Raw genomic sequence first — 18,325 nt, 5'->3', positions numbered from 1 at the left:
GAGGGTGCCACCGCTAGGCGCGAAGGCTGCTGAAGTCCGCGTGCCCCATGGTGGCGTAATCCGCGTAGGTGCGGATCACGGCGTCCTCGACGGCCTGCACGTCGACACCGGGCACCAGGTCATTGACCGCACCGGCGGTTGCCGGATCCCAGTCCAGGCCCAGGGCCGCGTAACTGGCCGTGAGCACCTCGCGGATGGGTGCCGAGTTTTCCACCACGACGACGGAGCTGAACAGCCAGGCGCCGGACACCACACGCTGGGCTGTCCCAACCAGCTTGATCCTGTGGGCGGGGGCAGCCGGCGCGAAGCCGTGCACGCTGTATTCACCCGGGCAGTACTCCCCCGGGATCTCCCCGACGGCGGCATGCACCCCCACGCTTTGCAGGGCCTCCGCCAGCATCTCCCCGAAAAACGCGAAACGGCCCTTGGCGCCGGCGATGGCGTCGCTGTGCGGCTCCACATGGTCGATGATGAGGGTGCCTTCGTGGTAGGCGGCAGCGCGGCCTCCCGCCTTGCGGATCAGCGGCTCGAATCCCAGTTCGCGGCACGCCTGGGCGGCGGCACCGAAGCCGGGCAGGCGGGTGTCGCGCTGGCCGAAGGCGACGGTGGGTGCGGGCCGGTACAGCCGAAGAGTGGGTCCGATGTCCCCCGCCCTGGCCATGCCGAGGAGTTCGATCCCGAAATCAAGGTCCCGGACGGCGCCGAGGGACTGCTCCTGCCGGACGAGGGTCAGAGTCCGTGAATCAGCCCCGGCCTGCTGCATTTTGCTAGCTCCCTTATGGTCGTGTTGCATCGGTGGATTGCTGGCCGGCAGGCCCCATCTAGGGTACGCCGCAGCCTTCTGTTTGATTACATTGCCGGGCCAGTCTGCCGCAGCGTGAGGATCTGTTCCGCCCGGCCGAAGGGGCCGGACAGGTCATGAAGCACCGTCGAGGTGAGCCCGATGCCGTCGGCACCAAAGGAGACGGCATTGTCCAGTCCCAGCCATTCGCCCTGCGGCTGCCGGTACATGTGGATCTGGAGGTCCAGGTTCGGGAAGGCGTAGCTGTCCTTGCCCGGGGGCACCCGCGCGGCAATGCCGTTGGCGGTGTCCACAAGTCCCAGCAGCCGGGCCATGTCCGAGCTGTCGTTTCCGTCCGTCAGCGGATGGTCCGTGCGGAGCCATACCTTCCCGGCACCGGGCCGGTGACCGTCCGCCACCCGCATCTCCAGGGAGCGGATATAGCCTCCCGGCCACACACTCGCACCGTCATAGGGTTTGCAGTCTTCCGGCAAAGGAATGGGCCCGTCCTCGACGGCGGCAACAGCGGACGTATCGCTGGTGATCATCCGCCAGGCAGTCGCCCTGATGGCCACCCGGCCGGCAGCCACCAGTTCGGCCTGCAGCAGCTCGATGGTCCGTCCCGGGCGCAGTGTCGTGGTAACGATTTCAAATTCGCCGCCGGGGATCAGGCCCAGGATTTCGTAGCTGAGCCGGGCCATCCGCATGTCGTCCCGGGGTTCGTGCCGGTCCAGCCGGTCCGCCATGAGCCCGGATGCCGGGGCCATGTGCTGTTCATGCGCGTTCCAGGCCCCCTGGGCGTGGATGGTGGAGCGGAAGCGGCCGCCGCCGAGGTCCTGATAATAGAAGTCGCCGGCAGCCAGTTCCGGGAGTTCAGCAGTCAACGTTGACTCCTTCAAAACGTGATGGGTAATCCCGGATTACCCTATCGCTTCACAGCTTCCTCAAATGCCCGGCTCACGGCCGGCATAAGTGCGGTTCATACAAATGATGCATGACCTCACAGCAGAACTGCCCCTCCGAAGACATTCACCACAGCGAGCGCAGGAAGGCCAGGCCGACGCGCCGCGCCATCCTCGCCGGAGCCCTGGCGCTGACACTGTCCGCGGGCGGGGCCACCGCATGGGCACTGGACAGGTTCGTGGTCCAGCACGTCGAAATCGCCGACGTGTCGGCCTACGAGGCAGCGCAGGGCGTGTCCTCCGGCACCACGGCGGCGGACTCCACGGCCTCCGTCACGGACACCTCCTATGCGGACGACGGAACGAATATCAGGATCTCCACGGTGACCACCGGCAGCGGTGACAGCACCGTCACCTACTACGTTGCCGACGTCGTGCTTGACGACGCGACGACGCTCAAGTCCGCCTTTGCCAACGACAGCTTCGGCGAGAACATCACCCAGACCACCTCGGAAATAGCTGCCGCCCACAACGCCATCTTCGCCCGGCGACTACTACGGGTTCCGGGACACGGGCATCGTCATCCGCAACGGCGTTGTCTACCGGGACGAGGGCGCCCGCCAGGGGCTGGCGTTCTATCGGGACGGAACCGTGAAGGTCTACGACGAAACGTCCGCAACCGCAGAACAGCTGGTCTCCGACGGCGTCTGGAACACCCTCTCTTTCGGGCCGGCAATTGTCCAGGACAGCCGGATCGTGGACGGCATCGAGGACGTCGAGGTGGACACCAACTTCGGCAACCACTCCATCCAGGGCGAGCAGCCGCGGACCGCCGTGGGGCTCATCGGCACCAACCACCTGGTCTTCGTGGTGGTCGACGGCCGCAGCCCGGGATACAGCGCGGGCGTGACGATGAAGGGCTTGGCGCAGATCATGAAGGATCGCGGCGCCCAGACGGCGTACAACCTCGACGGCGGCGGCTCCTCCACCATGTATTTCAACGGCTCCCTGGTCAACAACCCGCTTGGCGCCAACCGCGAGCGCGGCACCTCGGACATCCTCTACATCGGCGAGTGAGGTCCCGCCATGATCATCCTGATCCCCGCCTATGAACCGGACGCCCAGCTCCTTGAAGTGCTCGGCGCGATCCGGGCAGCCGACCCCTCCCTCAGCGTCGTCGTCGTGGATGACGGCAGTGGTCCGGCTTACCGGCAGATTTTCGACGGCGCCCGCCGGGCGGGTGCGCACGTCATCAGCCATCCGGCAAACCAGGGAAAGGGCTCCGCCCTGAAAACGGGCTTCGGCTTCATCCTGGACCGCTTCCCCGGGCGGGACGTGGTGTGCGCCGACAGCGACGGCCAGCACAGCGTCGTGGACATACTCCGTGTGGCGGAGCGCGCCGGCAAGGACCCAGCCTGCATGATGCTCGGAGCGCGCACGTTCGCGGGCGACGTTCCCGCACGCAGCCGCATCGGCAACGCCGCCACCAGGCTGCTGTTCCGGCTGGCCACCGGCGAGCGCATCACCGACACCCAAACGGGGCTGCGCGGCTACCCGGCCGCCATGCTGCCCTGGCTCCTGACCGTGGACGGCGAGCGCTACGAATACGAACTGAACCTTCTGCTCGAGGCCAAGGCTGCCGGATACAGGATCGCCGGCGTGGGCATCGCCACCATCTATCTGGATCGCAACTCCGGATCCCACTTCCGGCCGCTCGCGGACTCGGTGCGGATCTATGCCCCGCTGCTGAAGTTCCTGCTGGCGTCCTTCCCCGGCTTCCTCATCGATACGGCCGCTTTTCTCGCCCTTAGTGCTGCCACCGGCTCTGTGTTGGCAGCCGTCGTCGGAGCACGCTGCCTGAGCGCGACTGCCAACTTCCTGATCAACCGCAGGCTGGTGTTCCAGCACGGCCGCGAGAAGCCGGCAGGAGCCACTGCCGCCCGGTATTGCGCCCTCGCTGTGGCCCTGTTGGCGGCCAATTACGCACTCATTGCAGCGCTCGCAGGGGCGGGCGTCGCGGACCTTCCGGCGAAGCTGCTCACCGAAACCGCGCTGTTGGCCGTGAGCTACGCCGTCCAGCAGCGGTTCCTGTTCGCCGCAGGTCATAAACCAGACCTTGTTCCGGCACAGCCCCCGCACAGTTTGGCCGTGAATCGTAACAGGTAGCCCACTACGAAACCCGGAGAATTCCCATGAACCACCTGATCCTCATCGGCGCAGACGTCATCGCCATCTGCGTCCTCACCTTCGCCCTTTACGTCCGCCGCCACCGGCGCCGGGACCTGGCCGTGTCCTACCTCGGGATGAACATCGGTGTCCTGGCCGTGGCCACAGCGCTCTCCGGCTCTGCCGCCGGCCTGGGACTGGGGCTGGGCCTCTTCGGGGTCCTTTCGATCATCCGGCTCCGTTCCACCGAACTGGCCCAGCACGAGGTGGCCTACTACTTCTCGGCGCTCGCCCTGGGCCTGATCTCGGGCGTCGGCGTCGAACCGGTCTGGCTGCCCCTCTCCCTCATGGGCCTGGTCCTTGGGGTGATGTTCGTGGGCGACCACAAGCGGGTCCTGCCGGCCTACCGGCACCAGACGGTTGTCCTGGACCGCGCCATCTCCCGCGAGGACGAGCTCACCGCCCGGCTGGAGGAACTGCTCGCCGCGAAGGTCCATACGGTCACCGTGCAGGAACTGGACCTGGTGAACGACAAGACCACTGTGGACGTCCGCTACGCCGGCCTCCCCGTCCGAGGGACCCGCCCTGCCGACAGCGGCGCCCAGGACAGCGGCGGCCTGGACAGCGGCACCGGAAATCCTGCAGGGTGGCACGAGGCACTCCCCGCCCCCGCTCCCCAGACTTACGCTCCCCAGGCCTACGCACCGCAGGTTCCCGCCGCCCAGCACGCTCCGGCACCGCAGTCCACTCCAGCCGTGGCAGGTGCAGCATGAACGCAGCACACCTGACCGCCGAAGCCGGAATCATCGATGTATCCGCTCTTCCACCGATCGGCCTCGCGGAGCTGAACGCCGAAGCCGCCCTGCAGACCCGCGTGGACCGGAAGTACGTGGTTCCTGTTGCAACTGCCCGGCAGGTGCTGGCGGACTTCGGTGGGCAGCCCCGCGTCCTGGAAATGGACGGCCTCCGGTCCTTCGCCTACGACTCCGTCTATTTCGATACCCCGGGACTGGACAGCTACCTGCTGGCGGCACGCGGCCGGCGCCGCCGCTACAAGATCCGCACCCGGACCTACACGGACACCGGCACCAGTTTCCTCGAGGTCAAGACCGAGGGGGCGCGGGCGGCCACCGTCAAGGAACGCGTTCCCTACGACATAGCGGACCGGTCCCGGCTCACTACTGAAGGCCTCGAGTACGTCAAGGAAACCCTGGCCACAGCTGTTGGAGATGTTCCGGCCGGCGCCCTCGGTCCTGTTCTGGAAACCCGGTACCGCCGGACCACCCTGTACCTCCCAGCGTCCGGCAGCCGGGCAACGATCGATTCGCACGTCACCTGGCAGGGCAGCGACGGCCAGCCGTGGGTATTGGAGGGCAGCGTGGTTCTCGAGACCAAATCCGGATCGGCAGCCGGACCGCTCGACAGGCACCTGTGGCAGCACGGTGTGCGGCCGTGCAGGATCTCCAAGTTCGCCACCGGGATGGCCGCGCTGCACCCGCACCTGCCCGCCAACCGCTGGAACCGGACGCTCAGGCACAGCCTGCGGCTGGCACCCGTTGCCTGACGTGCCCGTCTGATCCGCCCCTCCCTCTGCCCCCATCGCGGGACCCCGAAAGTCCCCAGTTCTCCAAGTCCCCGTTCTTCAAGTCCCCAGTCCTCCAAAGGAACCACCATGCGCAAATTCAGCAAGACCTTTTCCGTGGCCGCCTTCGCCCTGGCGCTGACCCTCGCCGGCTGCTCGGCGCCGGGCACCACGGCCTCCACCGGAAGTGCCGGCGCGGCATCGAGCACCCAGATGGTGACGGCAGCCTCCATTTCCGAGGACACGCATTACGACGCCGACGACCTCGCCTGGGACGCAGCCACGGAAGTTGCCGTCACGCTCAAGGACGGCGCCACTGCGGCGGCGGACAATGCCGCCGGGGTAAAGGTTGACGGTGAGACCGTCACCATCACGGCGGCCGGAACCTACCGGCTTTCCGGCACCCTCAGCGACGGCAAGGTGGTCATCGCTGCCGGCGAAGAGGACGTGGTCCGGGTGATCCTCGACGGCGTGACCCTCACCAGTTCAACGGGCTCACCCTTCATCGTCCAAAGCGCCAACGAAGCTGTCGTGTTCCTTGAGGAGGGCACCACCAACGCCGTCACCGACGCGGCCACCTATACGGACCAGGGCACTGATTCGCCGAACGCGGCCCTCTACTCGATGGCGGACCTGACGGTGGCCGGGACAGGCTCTCTGGAGGTCAACGGCCAGTACAACGACGGCATCGTGTCCAAGGACGGACTGGTCCTCGCCGCCGGAAACGTCACGGTGAAGGCCACCGACGACGGCATCCGCGGCAAGGACTACGCCGTGCTGCTGGACGGCACCTACCAGGTCACCGCCGGCGGTGACGGCTTCACATCGGACAACGACACTGACGACGGCCGCGGCTGGCTGCTGGTCAACGGCGGCAAACTGGCCGTCAGCGCCGGGGATGACGGCGTCAAGGCGCAGAACCAACTCGTAATCACAAACGGTTCTGTGACGGTGTCGGAATCGTCCGAAGGCCTCGAATCCCAGCACATTGCCATCAGCGGTGGCACGGTGACGGTGACGGCCACGGATGATGGCGTGAACGCCTCCGGCGGGGCAGCAACCGCAACGCAGGGAGGCGCCGGCATGGGCGGCGGGCCCGGCGGCGGGGAAACCGTGGGCGACTACTCCGTGGACGTCTCCGGCGGCTCCCTCACCATCAACTCGGAGGGCGACGGCCTGGACTCCAATGGCAACGCCGCCATTTCGGGCGGCACCGTGGTGGTCAATGGTCCGGAGAGCAACGGCAACGGTGCCCTGGACGTCAACGGCGAGCTGGCAGTCAGCGGGGGAACCGTGGCCGCGGCTGGAAGCGCCGGCATGGCGGTCGCCCCGGGAACGTCCTCCACCCAGTCCGGCGTACAGGTCACTTTCGCCTCCATAGTGCCGGCCGGGAGCACCGTGCAACTGGCCGGCGCCGACGGAAAGCTTGTGGCCACCTTCGTGACCACCAAAGCTACGGGCTCGCTCGTCCTTTCGTCGCCGGGCATCGAAGCGGGCCAGCAGTACACCGTGTACACCGGCGGTACGGCCAAAGTGGAGTCAGGACTGGGCGAAGGCTCCCTCGAGGGTGCCACCGAGCTCGGCACGGTTACCGCCGGAGAGTACACCCAGGGACACGGCCCCGGCGGAAGGTAAACGGACCGAAAAACACAGGCCCCGGGCTGCCAGGAGCACGTACTGGTCCCGGCATACGTCCGGCGCGGCATATTTTTGCCGCGCCGGACGCGCGCTTAACGTGCCGACCTCCATATGATGATCTGGGTAGACTCGGAGACCGGTCCTTCTAGCAGCCCTCGGAAGAGGTGTTCCAAACTGATGCGAGTTATTAGCTACAACCTCCGCAAGCACAAGGCGAGTGGCGAACTGATGAGTCTGGCCCGCAATTTCGGGATAGACGTCCTCTGCCTTCAGGAATGCGACTCATCCGATCTGCCTGAGACGCTCGGCCCGCTCCACCTGGCCGACTACACCAAGGGCAACCGGCTCGGCCTGGCCATCTACTACCGGACAGACCGCTTCACGGCCCTGGATACCCAGACCTTCGCCCTGAAGAAGTCCATGCACGACCGCGTGATGGCGCCGGCACACGAGCGGCTGATCGGCACGCGGATGGTCGACAACGAAACCGACCATGAACTGGTGGTGGGCTCGTTCCATGCCGCCCCGCTCACTGCATCAAACTCGCTGCGGCGCAAGCAGATCCACGCGGCGCATGCCGAGCTCCTGAGCATGGGCACCGGGCTCATGACACTGATGGTGGGCGACTTCAATTACCCGTTCTTCACCAAGAGCCTGCACACGCACATGAAGAACTCCGGCTACGCCCTGTCGCTGAGCAACCGCCGGACATACACCCGCTACAAGGTGTTCAAGGGCCACTTCGACTTTGCGACGTCGTTGGGCCTGGACATTGAAAGCGTGGAAACCCTCCCCCGCGGGAAGTCGGACCACTTGCCCATCCTGGTGACAGCGGAGTACGGCGTGGACCGGGCTCCGATCAAGGGACAGCCCGTTTCCTGAAGCTTGTGTCGTCGGGTTCCGGCCCCGGGGCGGCGTTCTCCCGTACCGCGCTGTCCTGTTCCGTGATCTCCCGCGCTGTGTTCTCCCATACTGGGATGGCATCGATCCGGGCGCCGGGTCCGACGACGACCAGCACCCGCTCACCAGCCACGCCCTCCAGCGCCGCCACGAGGGCCGAAGCGTCCGGCCCGCTTCCGTCGGGCTCTCCGGGTTCCGAAGATGAGCCGGACCGCAGCCAGACCGTTACGTCCGCCCCAGTGGCGTTCCGGATGGCGTCTGCCAGCAAACCCGGATCGGAACCGGTCACCAGAACCACCTGGCCGATGGCGCGCTCCGGAGCGGCGGGGGCCGCCGGCGGTACCCCGCGCTCCCGTCGCCAGACGCTGTAGTGATAGCCGGCCACAAGCGCCGTGGCCGCCAACAGTCCTAGCGGTGCCCGGATCCGTCCTACCAGGTTTCCGGAGCGCGCCGGGTCCAGCAGGTACTCAAAGGCCTGGTAGCCGACAACCAGCAGGGCAATCAGGGCCACGAGGGCGCTGATCCCGAAAACGGCCACCAGGTAGATTCGCCGTGCACCACCGCCGCGGGACGGCGCGCCGGGCGGATCACCGGCGCTCGCCGGACCGCTGCGGCCTGCCGGCTGCCAGGTCCTCCACCACGCAGCCCCGCCCACGGCCAGGGCACCGAGACCGCCCAGCAGCAGTGTGCGCGTTCCGGTTCCTGCGAGCGTTGTTTCGGCAAAGCCGAGGGCTGCGTTGACAACAACTCCCACCCCTGAGGCCGCAGCGGCCAGCGCCACCCCGGATGCCAGCAGCCGCGCCGTCTCCCGCATTTTGTCCGACCGATCGGCTGTCAGCACCGAGTGGTAGCGCCAGATCAGTGATCCGACGGCGGCCGCGGCCAGGCCCGGGCCAAGGGGATCCACCAGCCGGACCGTCTCTTCAGTGCGGTCAAGGACCAGCCGCAGGAGGACGAACACGGCCGTGACGGTGCCGGCTAGTGCCGTGATACAGCCGCCGAGCACACCGAAGACAGCCGCCGCCACGTTGGCCAGCGGTGAGGGAAGGTGCCGGGCGCCGCCGCGGACCCAATGCCACCACCAAACCAGGAATCCACCGCCGGCCCAGATGAGTGACTGCAGTATGGGGATCCACCACGGCTGTCCGACCTCGGGTGCATTCGCCAGCCCCCGCAGGGCCGCGCCGAGAAGGCTGCCCAGCGCGGTCACTGCCCCGCCGGCGCCTATCAGCAAGCCGAACACGGTCCCCGCGAGCGCCGGGACGGTGTCCAGCCGCCGCGGTCCCTTGCCGCGGTGCTGCCACATCCACCTGTGCCACGCCCAGATTGCAGCCCACACCAGTGCGGTGGCGAGGGACGAGCGCCATTCCATGCTTTCAGTCCCCCGGGGCGCGCCGCCCGTACCGGATGGGGCACGAAGCAGCAGTCCCGCCAGCTGGGATGCGGCGCCGAGCAACGCCGTGGCAGCGGCGACCAGCGACACGGTGTAGACGCCGGCGACGTACAGGCCCCAGGCAACCGCGGACCGCTCGGCTTCCGCGCCCTGCCGGCGCCAGACCAGCCACCACAGGACCGCGGCGAGCGTTCCGCCCACCAGACCAAATGCGAGGGACCGGGCGAGGCTGCCGACGTCGTTCCCTGCCACCGGGGTGCCGGAGGCAAAAAGCCGCTCAAGCAGGCCGCCCACGCCGGATGTGCCGATCAGCACGAGGACAAACAGGAGCGAAAACACCACCAGCCGCCGCACGGCCGTCAGGGCGGACGGGGCCGCCCGGGCGTGACCGCTCCGGACCGTGCTCACGGCTTCGCCGCCGGAACGGGGCAAATGGTGAACTGCCAGGGGGCAGTGGCAACGAGCCAGTTGCCATTCACCCGTTCGAGGCCAAACACGGCCTCGGACTCGTATTCCGAATTCCCGAACGGCCCGCTCCCGTCGGACGTGGCCAGGACGACGTGCACCTCCGCTGTGTCGGCACGCTCGACCGTGGAAACCAGCGTGACCCGCATTGCGCCCGCCGGAGGACGTTCCGCCCGTGTGCAGGGTGCGCCCGGCTGACCGGTCCCGAAGCGGCCGTCAGTCGAGTAGCGGCGAGCCGCCGCCTCGTCACCGTCGATGACGGCAGCCGCGTACCGCTGGACCACCCCCGCGGGCGTGCTTTCGGGAAGCGGGTCCGGCTGCCCGCGGAAAAAGACCACAGCGAGCGCCACGGCCACGAGACCGGCGATGATGGCAAGGACTGCCATCAGGGTCCGGTCGGGCCGTGGACGTGTGGTCATCCGGGCAGCTAGGTGGTGTGGTGCTCTACAGTGAAGTCGCCGCCGGGATAGAGGATGGTCTCGTGGCCATCGTCAAAACGGACGTGGTACGGCGGTGTTCCGTTGGGGCCTTTGACCTCCAGAATCTCACCGTGCCGGTCCGAGGACTCCACTGTCCTGCCCCGGATGATGATGCGGTCTCCCTGGGTTGCCTGCATGGCAATCACCTCCCAGCCCTAGAGTACGATGCTCTTCCCTCCGGCGGAACAGGCGCTGGCTGAGGTTCCGTGACGGAGGCCGATTATGCCTTGCCGCCCGTGTGACGGATGCAGTAGGGGGTCCAGGGACGGGCCTCCAGCCGGCCCTCGGCGATCTGTTCGCCGCACACCGTGCATATCCCGTAACTGCCCGCCGCGATCCGCTCAAGCGCTGCATCCACTTCCGCCAGGCCGGACCGGCTTTGGTCCAGGAGTGCCGACGCCTGCGACAGTTCGAAGGCGATCGTTGCACCTTCGGGGTCGTGCTCGTCATCGACGTTGGAGTTCTGCCGGGCGGCGTTGGCCGAGGCAATGTCTGCGCGGAGGGCAGGCAGGAGGGCGACCTTCCTCGCCCGCTCCTGCTCCAGCAGCAGCCGGAACTTCTCAGTGTCGATCATGGCTAGACCTCACCGGCGCCGGAGCCGTTCAGCAGCCTGCCGCGCAGCTCCGGCCAGGAGGCGGCAAAGGAAGGATGCAGGTCAACGCCTGCCACCTCGTCGAGGGGAATCCACCGCAGTTCAATACTCTCGGGGTCGCTGATGGCCGGCTCGAAGGGCTCCAGCACCCGGGCCGCCACAGTGGTGTAGGACCAGTAGCCGACGTCGAACACGGACGTGAAGAGCACCTTGACGTTTTGTTCGGGAACGGCCGCCTCCTCAAGCGCCTCCCGCAGGGCGCCCGTCACGGCGTCCTCGCCCTGGTGCAGTGCGCCGCCGGGGAGTCCCCAGGTTCCGCCGTGATCGCTCCAGGTGGCCCGGTGCTGCAGCAGGACGCCCTTCTGCTCATCATGGACCAGGAGCCCGGCCGATCCGAACCGGCCCCAGAAGCGGCCGCGCTCGCCCTCCACCCACGCGTCGCCCGGGTCACGGGGGCCAAGCGGACGACGGGGCTCACCGGCTGAGGGCGGGACTATTTTCTCCATCGTCCCAGTCTGCCTCATGGGAAGATGCTCGATGAGCCTTCGCCTGGTCCTTGTTGCCGACACCCACGTCCCGAAGCGCGCCCGCGTGCTCCCTGACCAGGTGTGGTCCGCCGTCGACGGCGCCGACGTGGTGTTCCATGCCGGTGACTGGGTCAGCGAGGGGCTGCTCGACGAGTTCGAACAGCGCAGCCGGCACCTGATCGGCGTGTACGGCAACAACGACGGCGATGAACTCCGGAAGCGTCTGCCCGAAACGGCCAGTGTGACGCTCGACGGACTCCGGTTCAGCATGATCCACGAGACCGGACAGGCCAAGGGCCGCGAGCAGCGCTGCGAAGCGCTGTTCCCGGATACCGACGTGCTCGTTTTCGGCCATTCCCACATTCCCTGGGACACAGTGGCGCCCGGCGGAATGCGCCTGCTGAACCCCGGCTCCCCCACCGACCGCCGCCGGCAGCCTGCGTGCACGTACATGACCGCCGCCGTCGTAAGCGGCCGTTTGGAGGACGTCCGGCTGGTGGAGCTGTGAACGGGCTTTCGCAGGCCGGGCCCCCGCGCTCCCGCTAGCCGTTGGCCATGCTCAGGAGAAGTGCCTTGAAGGCCTGGCCCTCGGCGCCGGCGAGCCAGGCCTTTGCGGCGTCGTCGCTGGCGAAGGGTTTCCTGAAGTGGGCTTCTGCCACGAGATCGTCCTCCCCGACGCGGATGGTTCCGTCAAGCGCGGTGGAGTTACCGGCGGCGGGCGCGCCGGCCGTCAGGTGCATGCGGTAGGTCGGCTTGCCGTCCGTCCGGTCCACATAGAAGGAGTAATTGGGGGCGGGAGCAGGCTGCCCGCTAAGACCCGGCACCGGCTCTGACTCGAAGACGGTCCTGCTCACCGGAACGCTGACTGTGTCTTCCGCCTGGCCCAGGTTCACGGTGACGTTATTGGTGCTCTGCGGGTCAGAGAAGGTCGCAGTGCCCGCCCCTGTCGGCATCCCGGCCCCAGTGCGATAGTCGGCATGCCATTCGACCGGGTACTGGACGGAAAGCGGGCGGTCAGGGAACGTGAACGGGATCAGCTGACCGGAGTAGCCGGGAGCGGCATTGCCGGAATCTGTTGGGGCGACGGCGGACGGCGGGGCCTCGCCCCCAGCGCCCGGCGTGGCACCGGACCCGCAGCCAGCCAGCGTAAGGGCGGCGGCCGCCGCGAGGGAAACGATCAGGTGGGGGCGGCGGGCTCGGCGCACAGTGGTGCCTTTCGATCCTGAGGTGGAGAATCTGTGACCCCACTTTGCACCCTGGCAACTATCCCCGGCTAGGGACGGACACGTAAATCCATCGATTTGTTATGTGTGGGCAAAGAGAAAGGGAGTCCTGCCGGTTCGGCGGGACTCCCCTTCGAATCTCCGCTGCAGACGGAGGTTCAGGCGTGGTGATCGTGAGTGGTCAGTCCCTCTTGAAGGCGTCCTTGACCTTTTCACCGGCCTGCTTCAGATCGGCCTTGGACTGGTCAGCTTTACCCTCGGCTTCAAGCCCCGGATCGTCGCTGGCCCTGCCCGCCCCTTCTTTGGCCTTGCCGCCAAGTTTCTCTGCTGCATTGTCGATTTTGTCGTCCAGACCCATGCCACTGTCCTTCCGTCTGCGCAGCCCGCTGGGTGCAGGCCGGCTCGTGCTCCCAGTCTAGAACCGCCGACAATCAGGGTGAAGGGCAACCCCGACTCACGCGCGAGGGCCTTCCAGCAGCCTGTCGGTGGCGGGGTCGGCTTCGCCGTCGAAGTAGTGGTCCAAAACGCGACGGAACACCTGTTCGTCCGGGGCCGCGCGCAGGAACAATGTCATGGACGACTGCAGCTTCCGGGCATCGATGCCGCCGAAAATCTCCGCGGCTCCGCGGTTGCGCACGTTGTCCACTGCGGTGGCGCATTTAATCAGCCGTGGCCCCAGAACGGGATGCTGCAGGTAGGCCCGCGCTTCGTCCAGGGATGCGATGGCGTACCTCCTGGAGGTGGCACTTTGCCCCAGACCGGAAATCTGGGGAAAGACGAACCACATCCAGTGGCTGCGCTTGCTGCCGGCGCGCAGCTCGTCCAAAGCCTGATCGTAGGTTCCGCCCCCATTCTGCGCGGTGACAAACCGTTCCAGATCATGCGGGTCATTCATGGCAGGCCCTAGCTGGAGACGTCCCGCTCGATGTCCTCGGCGAGGTCGTCCACATCTTCAGGGCGCATGCTGATGCCGGCGCCGTCCAGCCGCTCCTCGAGGACGTGGCTCACCTCGTCGTCCACGTGGCCCAGCCGGATCTCGTCGCGCACTTCCTCGGCGATATCGTCGACCGTGTCGGGGCTCTGCACGTCTGCCGGGGATTCCGGCGCAACATCCGCGTGGGGATTCTCAGTGAAGTAGTCGTCGCCAGTTGCTGCTGATTCAGTCATACCCCATGGTGACGGGGCGCTCGCACGCGGTCAACAGGTCCGGCAGCGAAACCAGACGTCCGGGCGTTGCGGACAAGGAGCCGGCGCATTGCGGGACAAGGAGCCCGGGCGTGGATATGTTTCATTCATGCGCTTGTAACGCGGCCCGGCACCGGCCGCCTTCACGGTGCCGTTCCGGACTTTCCCCGCTACTTCAGCCAACCGGGCGCGCCGTCCGCAGAAACCGCCCCCGGCGAACAGGCGCCGTTAACAAATCCGAAACACGGAAGTCATGCGGGCTTTACGTGAACACGATTTTTGAAACTCCTGTGTAACTTGCCACGCCCAGACCCGAAACATACGGCCACCAATATCAATGAGGGGCGTGGCGCCGGCATCAGCGGTCCGCGGAGAGGAAGAGTTCCTGGGAAGGGAAAGCGCGTGGAAATCACTGCGGCCAACGTTTGGATGATGGTCTCGGCGGCAATGGTGCTGCTCATGACCCCGGCACTGGGCCTCTTCTATGGCGGCATGACCCGGGCCAAGGCTTCCCTCAACATGATCATGATGAGCTTCGTGTCCGTGGGTATCGGCGGCGTCGTCTGGGTCCTCTGGGGCTACTCCATGAGCACCGGTGAAGGCGTTCTGGGCCTGTTCGGCAACCCGTTCGCCAACTTCGGCCTGAGCGGACTCACGGGCAGCCCGGACCTGATCAAGGCCGGCTTCGCCGGAACCTTCGCGATCCTGACCGTTGCCCTCATCAGCGGCGCTGTGGCCGACCGCGCCAAATTCACCGCCTGGGTTCTCTTCGTACCGCTCTGGCTCACCGCCGTCTACTGCCCGCTCGCCTTCATGATCTGGGGCGGGGGCCTCATGAGCCAGGGCGGCGCAGTGACCGCGATGTTCGGCCAGGTCATCGACTTCGCCGGGGGCGCCGTCGTCGAAATCAGTTCCGGCATCGCCGCGCTGGTACTCGCCCTCATCGTCGGCAAGCGGCACGGCTTTGGAAAGGACCCGGGGCACCGCCCCCACAACGTCCCGTTCATCATGCTCGGCGCCGCACTCCTCTGGTTCGGCTGGTTCGGCTTCAACGCCGGCGCTGCCACCACCGCCGAGCAGGCCGGACTCATCTGGGTGAACACGCTGGTGACACCCTGCGCGGCCATGCTGAGCTGGCTCCTCACGGAGAAGGTCCGCCACGGCCACCCCACCTCCCTGGGCGCAGCGTCCGGTGCCGTCGCCGGCCTCGTGGCCATCACGCCGTCGTGCGCCAACATCAGCCCAGTGGCCGCCATCGGCCTGGGCCTGGTGTCCGGCGTGGCATCGGCGCTGTTCGTCGAGCTGAAGTTCAAGTACGGCTTCGATGACTCCCTGGACGTCGTCGGCGTGCACCTGGGCTCCGGCCTCGTCGGCACACTCGCCCTCGGTTTCATCGCGCTCCCGGTCAACGGCGAAGGCGGAGGCCTGTTCTACGGCGGCGGTGTCCAGCAGCTCATCGCCCAGACCGTGGCAGTTCTCATCACGCTTGCACTCTCCGGACTGATGACGGCGGTCATCGGTCTCGCGATCCACAAGACCATCGGCTTCCGGGTCAGCCATGAGGCCGAAGTGGCCGGGGTTGACCGGTCCGAGCACGCCGAGAGCGCGTACGAATTCGGCGGCATGGGCCAGAGCCAGTTCCACCCGCTCCGCCAGCACGTCCACGCTGACCCGGCTGTTACGGTTGTCCGCCCGGCAGGCGCCGCGGGCAACCCGGGCGCGGAAGACGCCGTCGGAACCGTCCCGTCAGAGGCGGCGGAAGAGCTGCAGCCGGCGCCGGCTTCCGTCTAGCCGGTTCCCCCGGATCTTAGCGGGGAAAGGAGAGCCGGAGCTCCGGGCGCCGCTCCGCCACAGCCTCCAGCACGGCTGCAATGGCTTCCCGGTCAGGGCTGCTGTCCGGTGTTGACGGCAAGTCCGCCACGGTCCTGGCGCGGCGGACGAAGCCGTCCCAGTCACCGCCACCGGTTCTCAATGCCCGCAGGGGCGCCAGCAGCGCCGCACGGCGCAGCCAGACGTCCGGGTCCCCCGCCCACCGGTCCAGCACGGCGCCGGCACGCATCCACGCCTGGCCGGCAAGCCCGTCCAGCAACGGACCAACGACGTCGACGGCGAGCGGGTCGACTAGCGTCGGCAGGTGCGCCTCCCGCACAAAGCCCTCGATGCGCGTCAGGTCGGAGTTGGTCAGCAGTCCCACCTTGGACTGTAAAAGGACGACGGCGGCCAGGCGCCGCTCGTATACAGGCACCTCCCACAGTTCTGAACTGAGGGCGGTGATTTCGTCGTGGGTCAGTCCGGCATGGCGGCGGAGCGCGTCCCGGACTGTGCCGCGCACGGCGCCGACGGACGCGCCGTAGTACTCCATGCCGGCGCCGAACCGGTGCCGCATCTCCTCGGCCCGGTACCAGGAGGCCTCACGCTGCAACGTGTCATCCACAAAGTCGCTGGCAGCAGTCACCCGCCCATTCTTTCGGTCCGGGCGCCACACAGTCCAACTCCTGCCCTTGGCCATAAACGCCTGCGTGCCGGCAGGCCCAACTAGGTAGCAGATCAGGGTGTTTTCATGGCTGGAAACCCCCTGTGCTGCTGCCCAGTTTTCGTTCCGGGACGGCTCCAAAAAAGTTTTTTAGATCCGTCTCCATCTGGGTCCTAACGGCCCCTTTAATGTCAGTCCCCCACGGCAGACTGTGTGCATGGAAGTTCCCGGGAATTCAGCACTGACAGGAGCAGCGCCGCGCGGCGGCGACCTGCATGCTGCCGCTGTTCCCGAGGGCCTTGTTCCGGACGCAGTCTTTCCGAGTGACCCGGTTGGCGACGGGTGGTTCACTGGCGAGGTTTTCCCCTTTGATGAGTTTGCGGACGGCGGGTTGCTGTATGACGATGACCCCAGGTTCGTGGATGCCGAGGATTTTTTCCCGGAGGACCCTTTCCTCGATACCCTGCTTGATGACGACAATCTCCCGGAGGACCCGTTTCCCGAGGCCCTGTTTTACGACTCCGTGTTCACCGGGACCGCCGCCTCCGGCGCTGCCCGGCCGGGTGCCGGGGAGCGGATAGCGGCGGCCCCTGTCCTTCTAGAGGCCGATCTCACCGCCGACGGTCCCGGGCTGCTCGACCAGAACCGGGCGCTGGAGAAGGTCAAGTGCATGATTGCCGGGCAACAGGCAAGGCTCGCCGTCGAGTTCGAAGCCAGACAGCGGCAGGAACAAACCGAACCAGGAACAGAGAGCAGCCCGGCGATGGCCGAACCCGGGCAGATCGCTCCCGCGCTGGCCAAAAGCAGCACCCCGTCGACCGAGGCGCCGGGCAAGAATCGCCCCAAGGAACACACCCTGGGCGTGGCTGAGCAGATCGCCCTGTCCCGGGGTGAATCCCCGCACCGCGGTGGCCGGCTGCTCGGGATGGCCAAGGCCCTGGTCATCGAAATGCCCCACACCCTCGCGGCCCTGGATACCGGCCAGCTCAATGAAGAGCGCGCGATGTATTTCGTGAAGGAAACAGCCGTACTGACCGTCGAAGACCGGACCGCCGTCGACGAGGAACTCGCCGCCGACACCGGAACCCTTGACGGCGTCGGTACCCGCGGCGTCATCGCCGCCATCAAAGCCGCCGCCACCCGGCGTGACCCGCGCTCGGTCACCCAGCGCGCCAGCCACGCCGCATCCGAGCGGGGCGTGAGCCTGCGCCCCGCCCCCGACTGCATGACCTACCTGACCGCACTGCTGCCCGCCCACCAGGGCGTCGCAGTGTACGCCGCCCTCACCCGGAAAGCCGGTGCCCTGAAAGCCGCCGGGGACCCGCGCTCCCGGAACCAGGCCATGGCCGACACCCTCGTCGAGTGGACCACAGGCACCCCCGGCGGCATTACCGGCGTCGACATCAACCTCGTCATGACCGACCGCACCCTCCTCCAAGGCGACTCCGAACCAGCCCGCCTCACCGGCTACGGCATCGTCCCCGCAGCCTGGGCACGGAAACTCCTCAACCGGGAAGAACGAGAGGACAGCCGCGTTCGACCAGCAAGGGGCGAGGCAAGCGCATCAGACTCACGAGCACGCAAGAAGGGTGCTGTGACCGGCCGCAAGGACGCCGTGCAGGAACTCAAGGTCTGGCTCCGCCGGCTCTACACCGCCCCGGACACCGGCGACCTCGTGGCCATGGACTCGAAACGGCGGCTCTTCCCGCCACCGCTACGCCGCTTCATCCAGGTAAGGGACAACACCTGCCGCACCCCCTACTGCGACGCCCCCATCCGACACCACGACCACATCATCCCCTGGCACAACGACGGCCCAACAAGCCTCGAAAACGGCGCCGGACTCTGCGAAGCCTGCAACCACACCAAAGAACTCCCCGGCTGGAAAGCACAACCCAGACCAGGACCAAGACACACCATCGAAATCACCACCCCAACCGGCCACACCTACCGCTCAACAGCACCACCGCTACCGGGAACCAACCGGCCGGCCGCGGCGTGCCTGTGAGACACTCGGTG

At 67.1% G+C, this 18,325-nt stretch carries 20 protein-coding genes and 1 pseudogene; 9 read left to right on the top strand and 12 right to left on the bottom strand.

The window, feature by feature from the left end:
• Window positions 1-13: 13 nt before the first annotated feature.
• Window positions 14-763, bottom strand: coding sequence for a lipoate--protein ligase family protein (locus BWQ92_RS20235; RefSeq protein WP_076802673.1), 750 nt, complete (start codon window positions 761-763; stop codon window positions 14-16).
• 86 nt (window positions 764-849) lie between these two features.
• The gene (locus BWQ92_RS20230; RefSeq protein WP_076802670.1) at window positions 850-1,665 is read right to left on the bottom strand and encodes a thioesterase family protein; all 816 of its coding nucleotides are present in this window, start codon (window positions 1,663-1,665) and stop codon (window positions 850-852) included.
• Window positions 1,666-1,775: 110 nt separating this feature from the next.
• Here BWQ92_RS20230 and BWQ92_RS20225 point away from each other — a divergent pair.
• The 6 genes and pseudogenes from BWQ92_RS20225 to BWQ92_RS20200 all read left to right on the top strand — a co-directional run bounded on the left by BWQ92_RS20225 (window position 1,776) and on the right by BWQ92_RS20200 (window position 7,951).
• Window positions 1,776-2,760: pseudogene (locus BWQ92_RS20225) on the top strand (phosphodiester glycosidase family protein).
• 9 nt (window positions 2,761-2,769) lie between these two features.
• Complete coding sequence (locus BWQ92_RS20220) at window positions 2,770-3,849, top strand: GtrA family protein (RefSeq protein ID WP_076802668.1); 1,080 nt, start codon at window positions 2,770-2,772, stop codon at window positions 3,847-3,849.
• Between the two features lie 26 nt (window positions 3,850-3,875).
• Window positions 3,876-4,622, top strand: coding sequence for a DUF4956 domain-containing protein (locus tag BWQ92_RS20215; protein ID WP_076802666.1), 747 nt, complete (start codon window positions 3,876-3,878; stop codon window positions 4,620-4,622).
• Window positions 4,619-5,413 carry a polyphosphate polymerase domain-containing protein gene (locus BWQ92_RS20210; protein ID WP_076802664.1) on the top strand — a complete coding sequence of 265 codons (795 nt, stop codon included), beginning with the start codon at window positions 4,619-4,621 and terminating at the stop codon, window positions 5,411-5,413. The genes BWQ92_RS20215 and BWQ92_RS20210 overlap by 4 nt, the downstream gene beginning before the upstream one ends.
• Window positions 5,414-5,521: 108 nt before the next feature.
• Window positions 5,522-7,066, top strand: coding sequence for a carbohydrate-binding domain-containing protein (locus BWQ92_RS20205; protein WP_076802661.1), 1,545 nt, complete (start codon window positions 5,522-5,524; stop codon window positions 7,064-7,066).
• Window positions 7,067-7,246: 180 nt separating this feature from the next.
• Window positions 7,247-7,951: an endonuclease/exonuclease/phosphatase family protein gene (locus BWQ92_RS20200; protein ID WP_076802659.1), complete on the top strand. Its 705-nt coding sequence runs from the start codon at window positions 7,247-7,249 to the stop codon at window positions 7,949-7,951.
• Here BWQ92_RS20200 and BWQ92_RS20195 read toward each other — a convergent pair.
• The 5 genes from BWQ92_RS20195 to BWQ92_RS20175 all read right to left on the bottom strand — a co-directional run bounded on the left by BWQ92_RS20195 (window position 7,929) and on the right by BWQ92_RS20175 (window position 11,404).
• Entirely contained in the window at window positions 7,929-9,770 is a 1,842-nt protein-coding gene (locus tag BWQ92_RS20195) for a DUF5671 domain-containing protein (RefSeq protein ID WP_216639953.1), read from the bottom strand. The genes BWQ92_RS20200 and BWQ92_RS20195 overlap by 23 nt on opposite strands.
• On the bottom strand, window positions 9,767-10,246 hold the full coding sequence (locus BWQ92_RS20190; protein ID WP_076802655.1) for a hypothetical protein: 480 nt from the start codon (window positions 10,244-10,246) through the stop codon (window positions 9,767-9,769). The genes BWQ92_RS20195 and BWQ92_RS20190 overlap by 4 nt, the downstream gene beginning before the upstream one ends.
• 8 nt (window positions 10,247-10,254) lie before the next feature.
• A complete protein-coding gene (locus tag BWQ92_RS20185) occupies window positions 10,255-10,443 on the bottom strand; it encodes a DUF1918 domain-containing protein (protein WP_076803859.1) in 189 nt (62 codons plus the stop codon).
• 83 nt (window positions 10,444-10,526) lie between these two features.
• Window positions 10,527-10,880, bottom strand: coding sequence for a TraR/DksA family transcriptional regulator (locus tag BWQ92_RS20180; protein ID WP_076802652.1), 354 nt, complete (start codon window positions 10,878-10,880; stop codon window positions 10,527-10,529).
• A gap of 2 nt (window positions 10,881-10,882) precedes the next feature.
• Window positions 10,883-11,404 (bottom strand): NUDIX domain-containing protein, encoded by a 522-nt coding sequence (locus BWQ92_RS20175; protein WP_076802649.1) that lies wholly within the window; start codon window positions 11,402-11,404, stop codon window positions 10,883-10,885.
• Window positions 11,405-11,435: 31 nt separating this feature from the next.
• Between BWQ92_RS20175 and BWQ92_RS20170 the strand changes: the two genes are divergently transcribed.
• Window positions 11,436-11,933, top strand: coding sequence for a metallophosphoesterase family protein (locus BWQ92_RS20170; protein ID WP_076802647.1), 498 nt, complete (start codon window positions 11,436-11,438; stop codon window positions 11,931-11,933).
• 34 nt (window positions 11,934-11,967) lie between these two features.
• On the opposite strand, the gene BWQ92_RS20165 is transcribed toward BWQ92_RS20170, so the two are convergent.
• The 4 genes from BWQ92_RS20165 to BWQ92_RS20150 all read right to left on the bottom strand — a co-directional run bounded on the left by BWQ92_RS20165 (window position 11,968) and on the right by BWQ92_RS20150 (window position 13,815).
• On the bottom strand, window positions 11,968-12,630 hold the full coding sequence (locus BWQ92_RS20165; RefSeq protein WP_076802645.1) for a hypothetical protein: 663 nt from the start codon (window positions 12,628-12,630) through the stop codon (window positions 11,968-11,970).
• Window positions 12,631-12,829: 199 nt separating this feature from the next.
• Window positions 12,830-13,006: a CsbD family protein gene (locus tag BWQ92_RS20160; RefSeq protein WP_076802642.1), complete on the bottom strand. Its 177-nt coding sequence runs from the start codon at window positions 13,004-13,006 to the stop codon at window positions 12,830-12,832.
• A 96-nt stretch (window positions 13,007-13,102) separates the two neighbouring features.
• The gene (locus tag BWQ92_RS20155) at window positions 13,103-13,543 is read right to left on the bottom strand and encodes a DUF1810 domain-containing protein (protein WP_076802640.1); all 441 of its coding nucleotides are present in this window, start codon (window positions 13,541-13,543) and stop codon (window positions 13,103-13,105) included.
• Between the two features lie 8 nt (window positions 13,544-13,551).
• Window positions 13,552-13,815, bottom strand: a complete 264-nt coding sequence (locus tag BWQ92_RS20150) for a hypothetical protein (RefSeq protein ID WP_076802638.1) — start codon at window positions 13,813-13,815, stop codon at window positions 13,552-13,554.
• Between the two features lie 420 nt (window positions 13,816-14,235).
• On the opposite strand from BWQ92_RS20150, the gene BWQ92_RS20145 reads away from it, so the two are divergent.
• On the top strand, window positions 14,236-15,624 hold the full coding sequence (locus BWQ92_RS20145; RefSeq protein ID WP_076802636.1) for an ammonium transporter: 1,389 nt from the start codon (window positions 14,236-14,238) through the stop codon (window positions 15,622-15,624).
• Window positions 15,625-15,640: 16 nt separating this feature from the next.
• Here BWQ92_RS20145 and BWQ92_RS20140 read toward each other — a convergent pair whose 3' ends face one another.
• Window positions 15,641-16,288, bottom strand: a complete 648-nt coding sequence (locus BWQ92_RS20140) for a DNA alkylation repair protein (protein ID WP_076802633.1) — start codon at window positions 16,286-16,288, stop codon at window positions 15,641-15,643.
• A 235-nt stretch (window positions 16,289-16,523) separates the two neighbouring features.
• On the opposite strand from BWQ92_RS20140, the gene BWQ92_RS20135 reads away from it, so the two are divergent.
• Window positions 16,524-18,314, top strand: coding sequence for an HNH endonuclease (locus BWQ92_RS20135; protein WP_076802630.1), 1,791 nt, complete (start codon window positions 16,524-16,526; stop codon window positions 18,312-18,314).
• Window positions 18,315-18,325: the final 11 nt, after the last annotated feature.

It is taken from the genome of Arthrobacter sp. QXT-31, from assembly GCF_001969265.1.
GTDB lineage: Bacteria > Actinomycetota > Actinomycetes > Actinomycetales > Micrococcaceae > Arthrobacter.
Note: the sequence above shows the minus strand (reverse complement) of the source record. Positions and strands in the feature narration are given on the sequence as shown.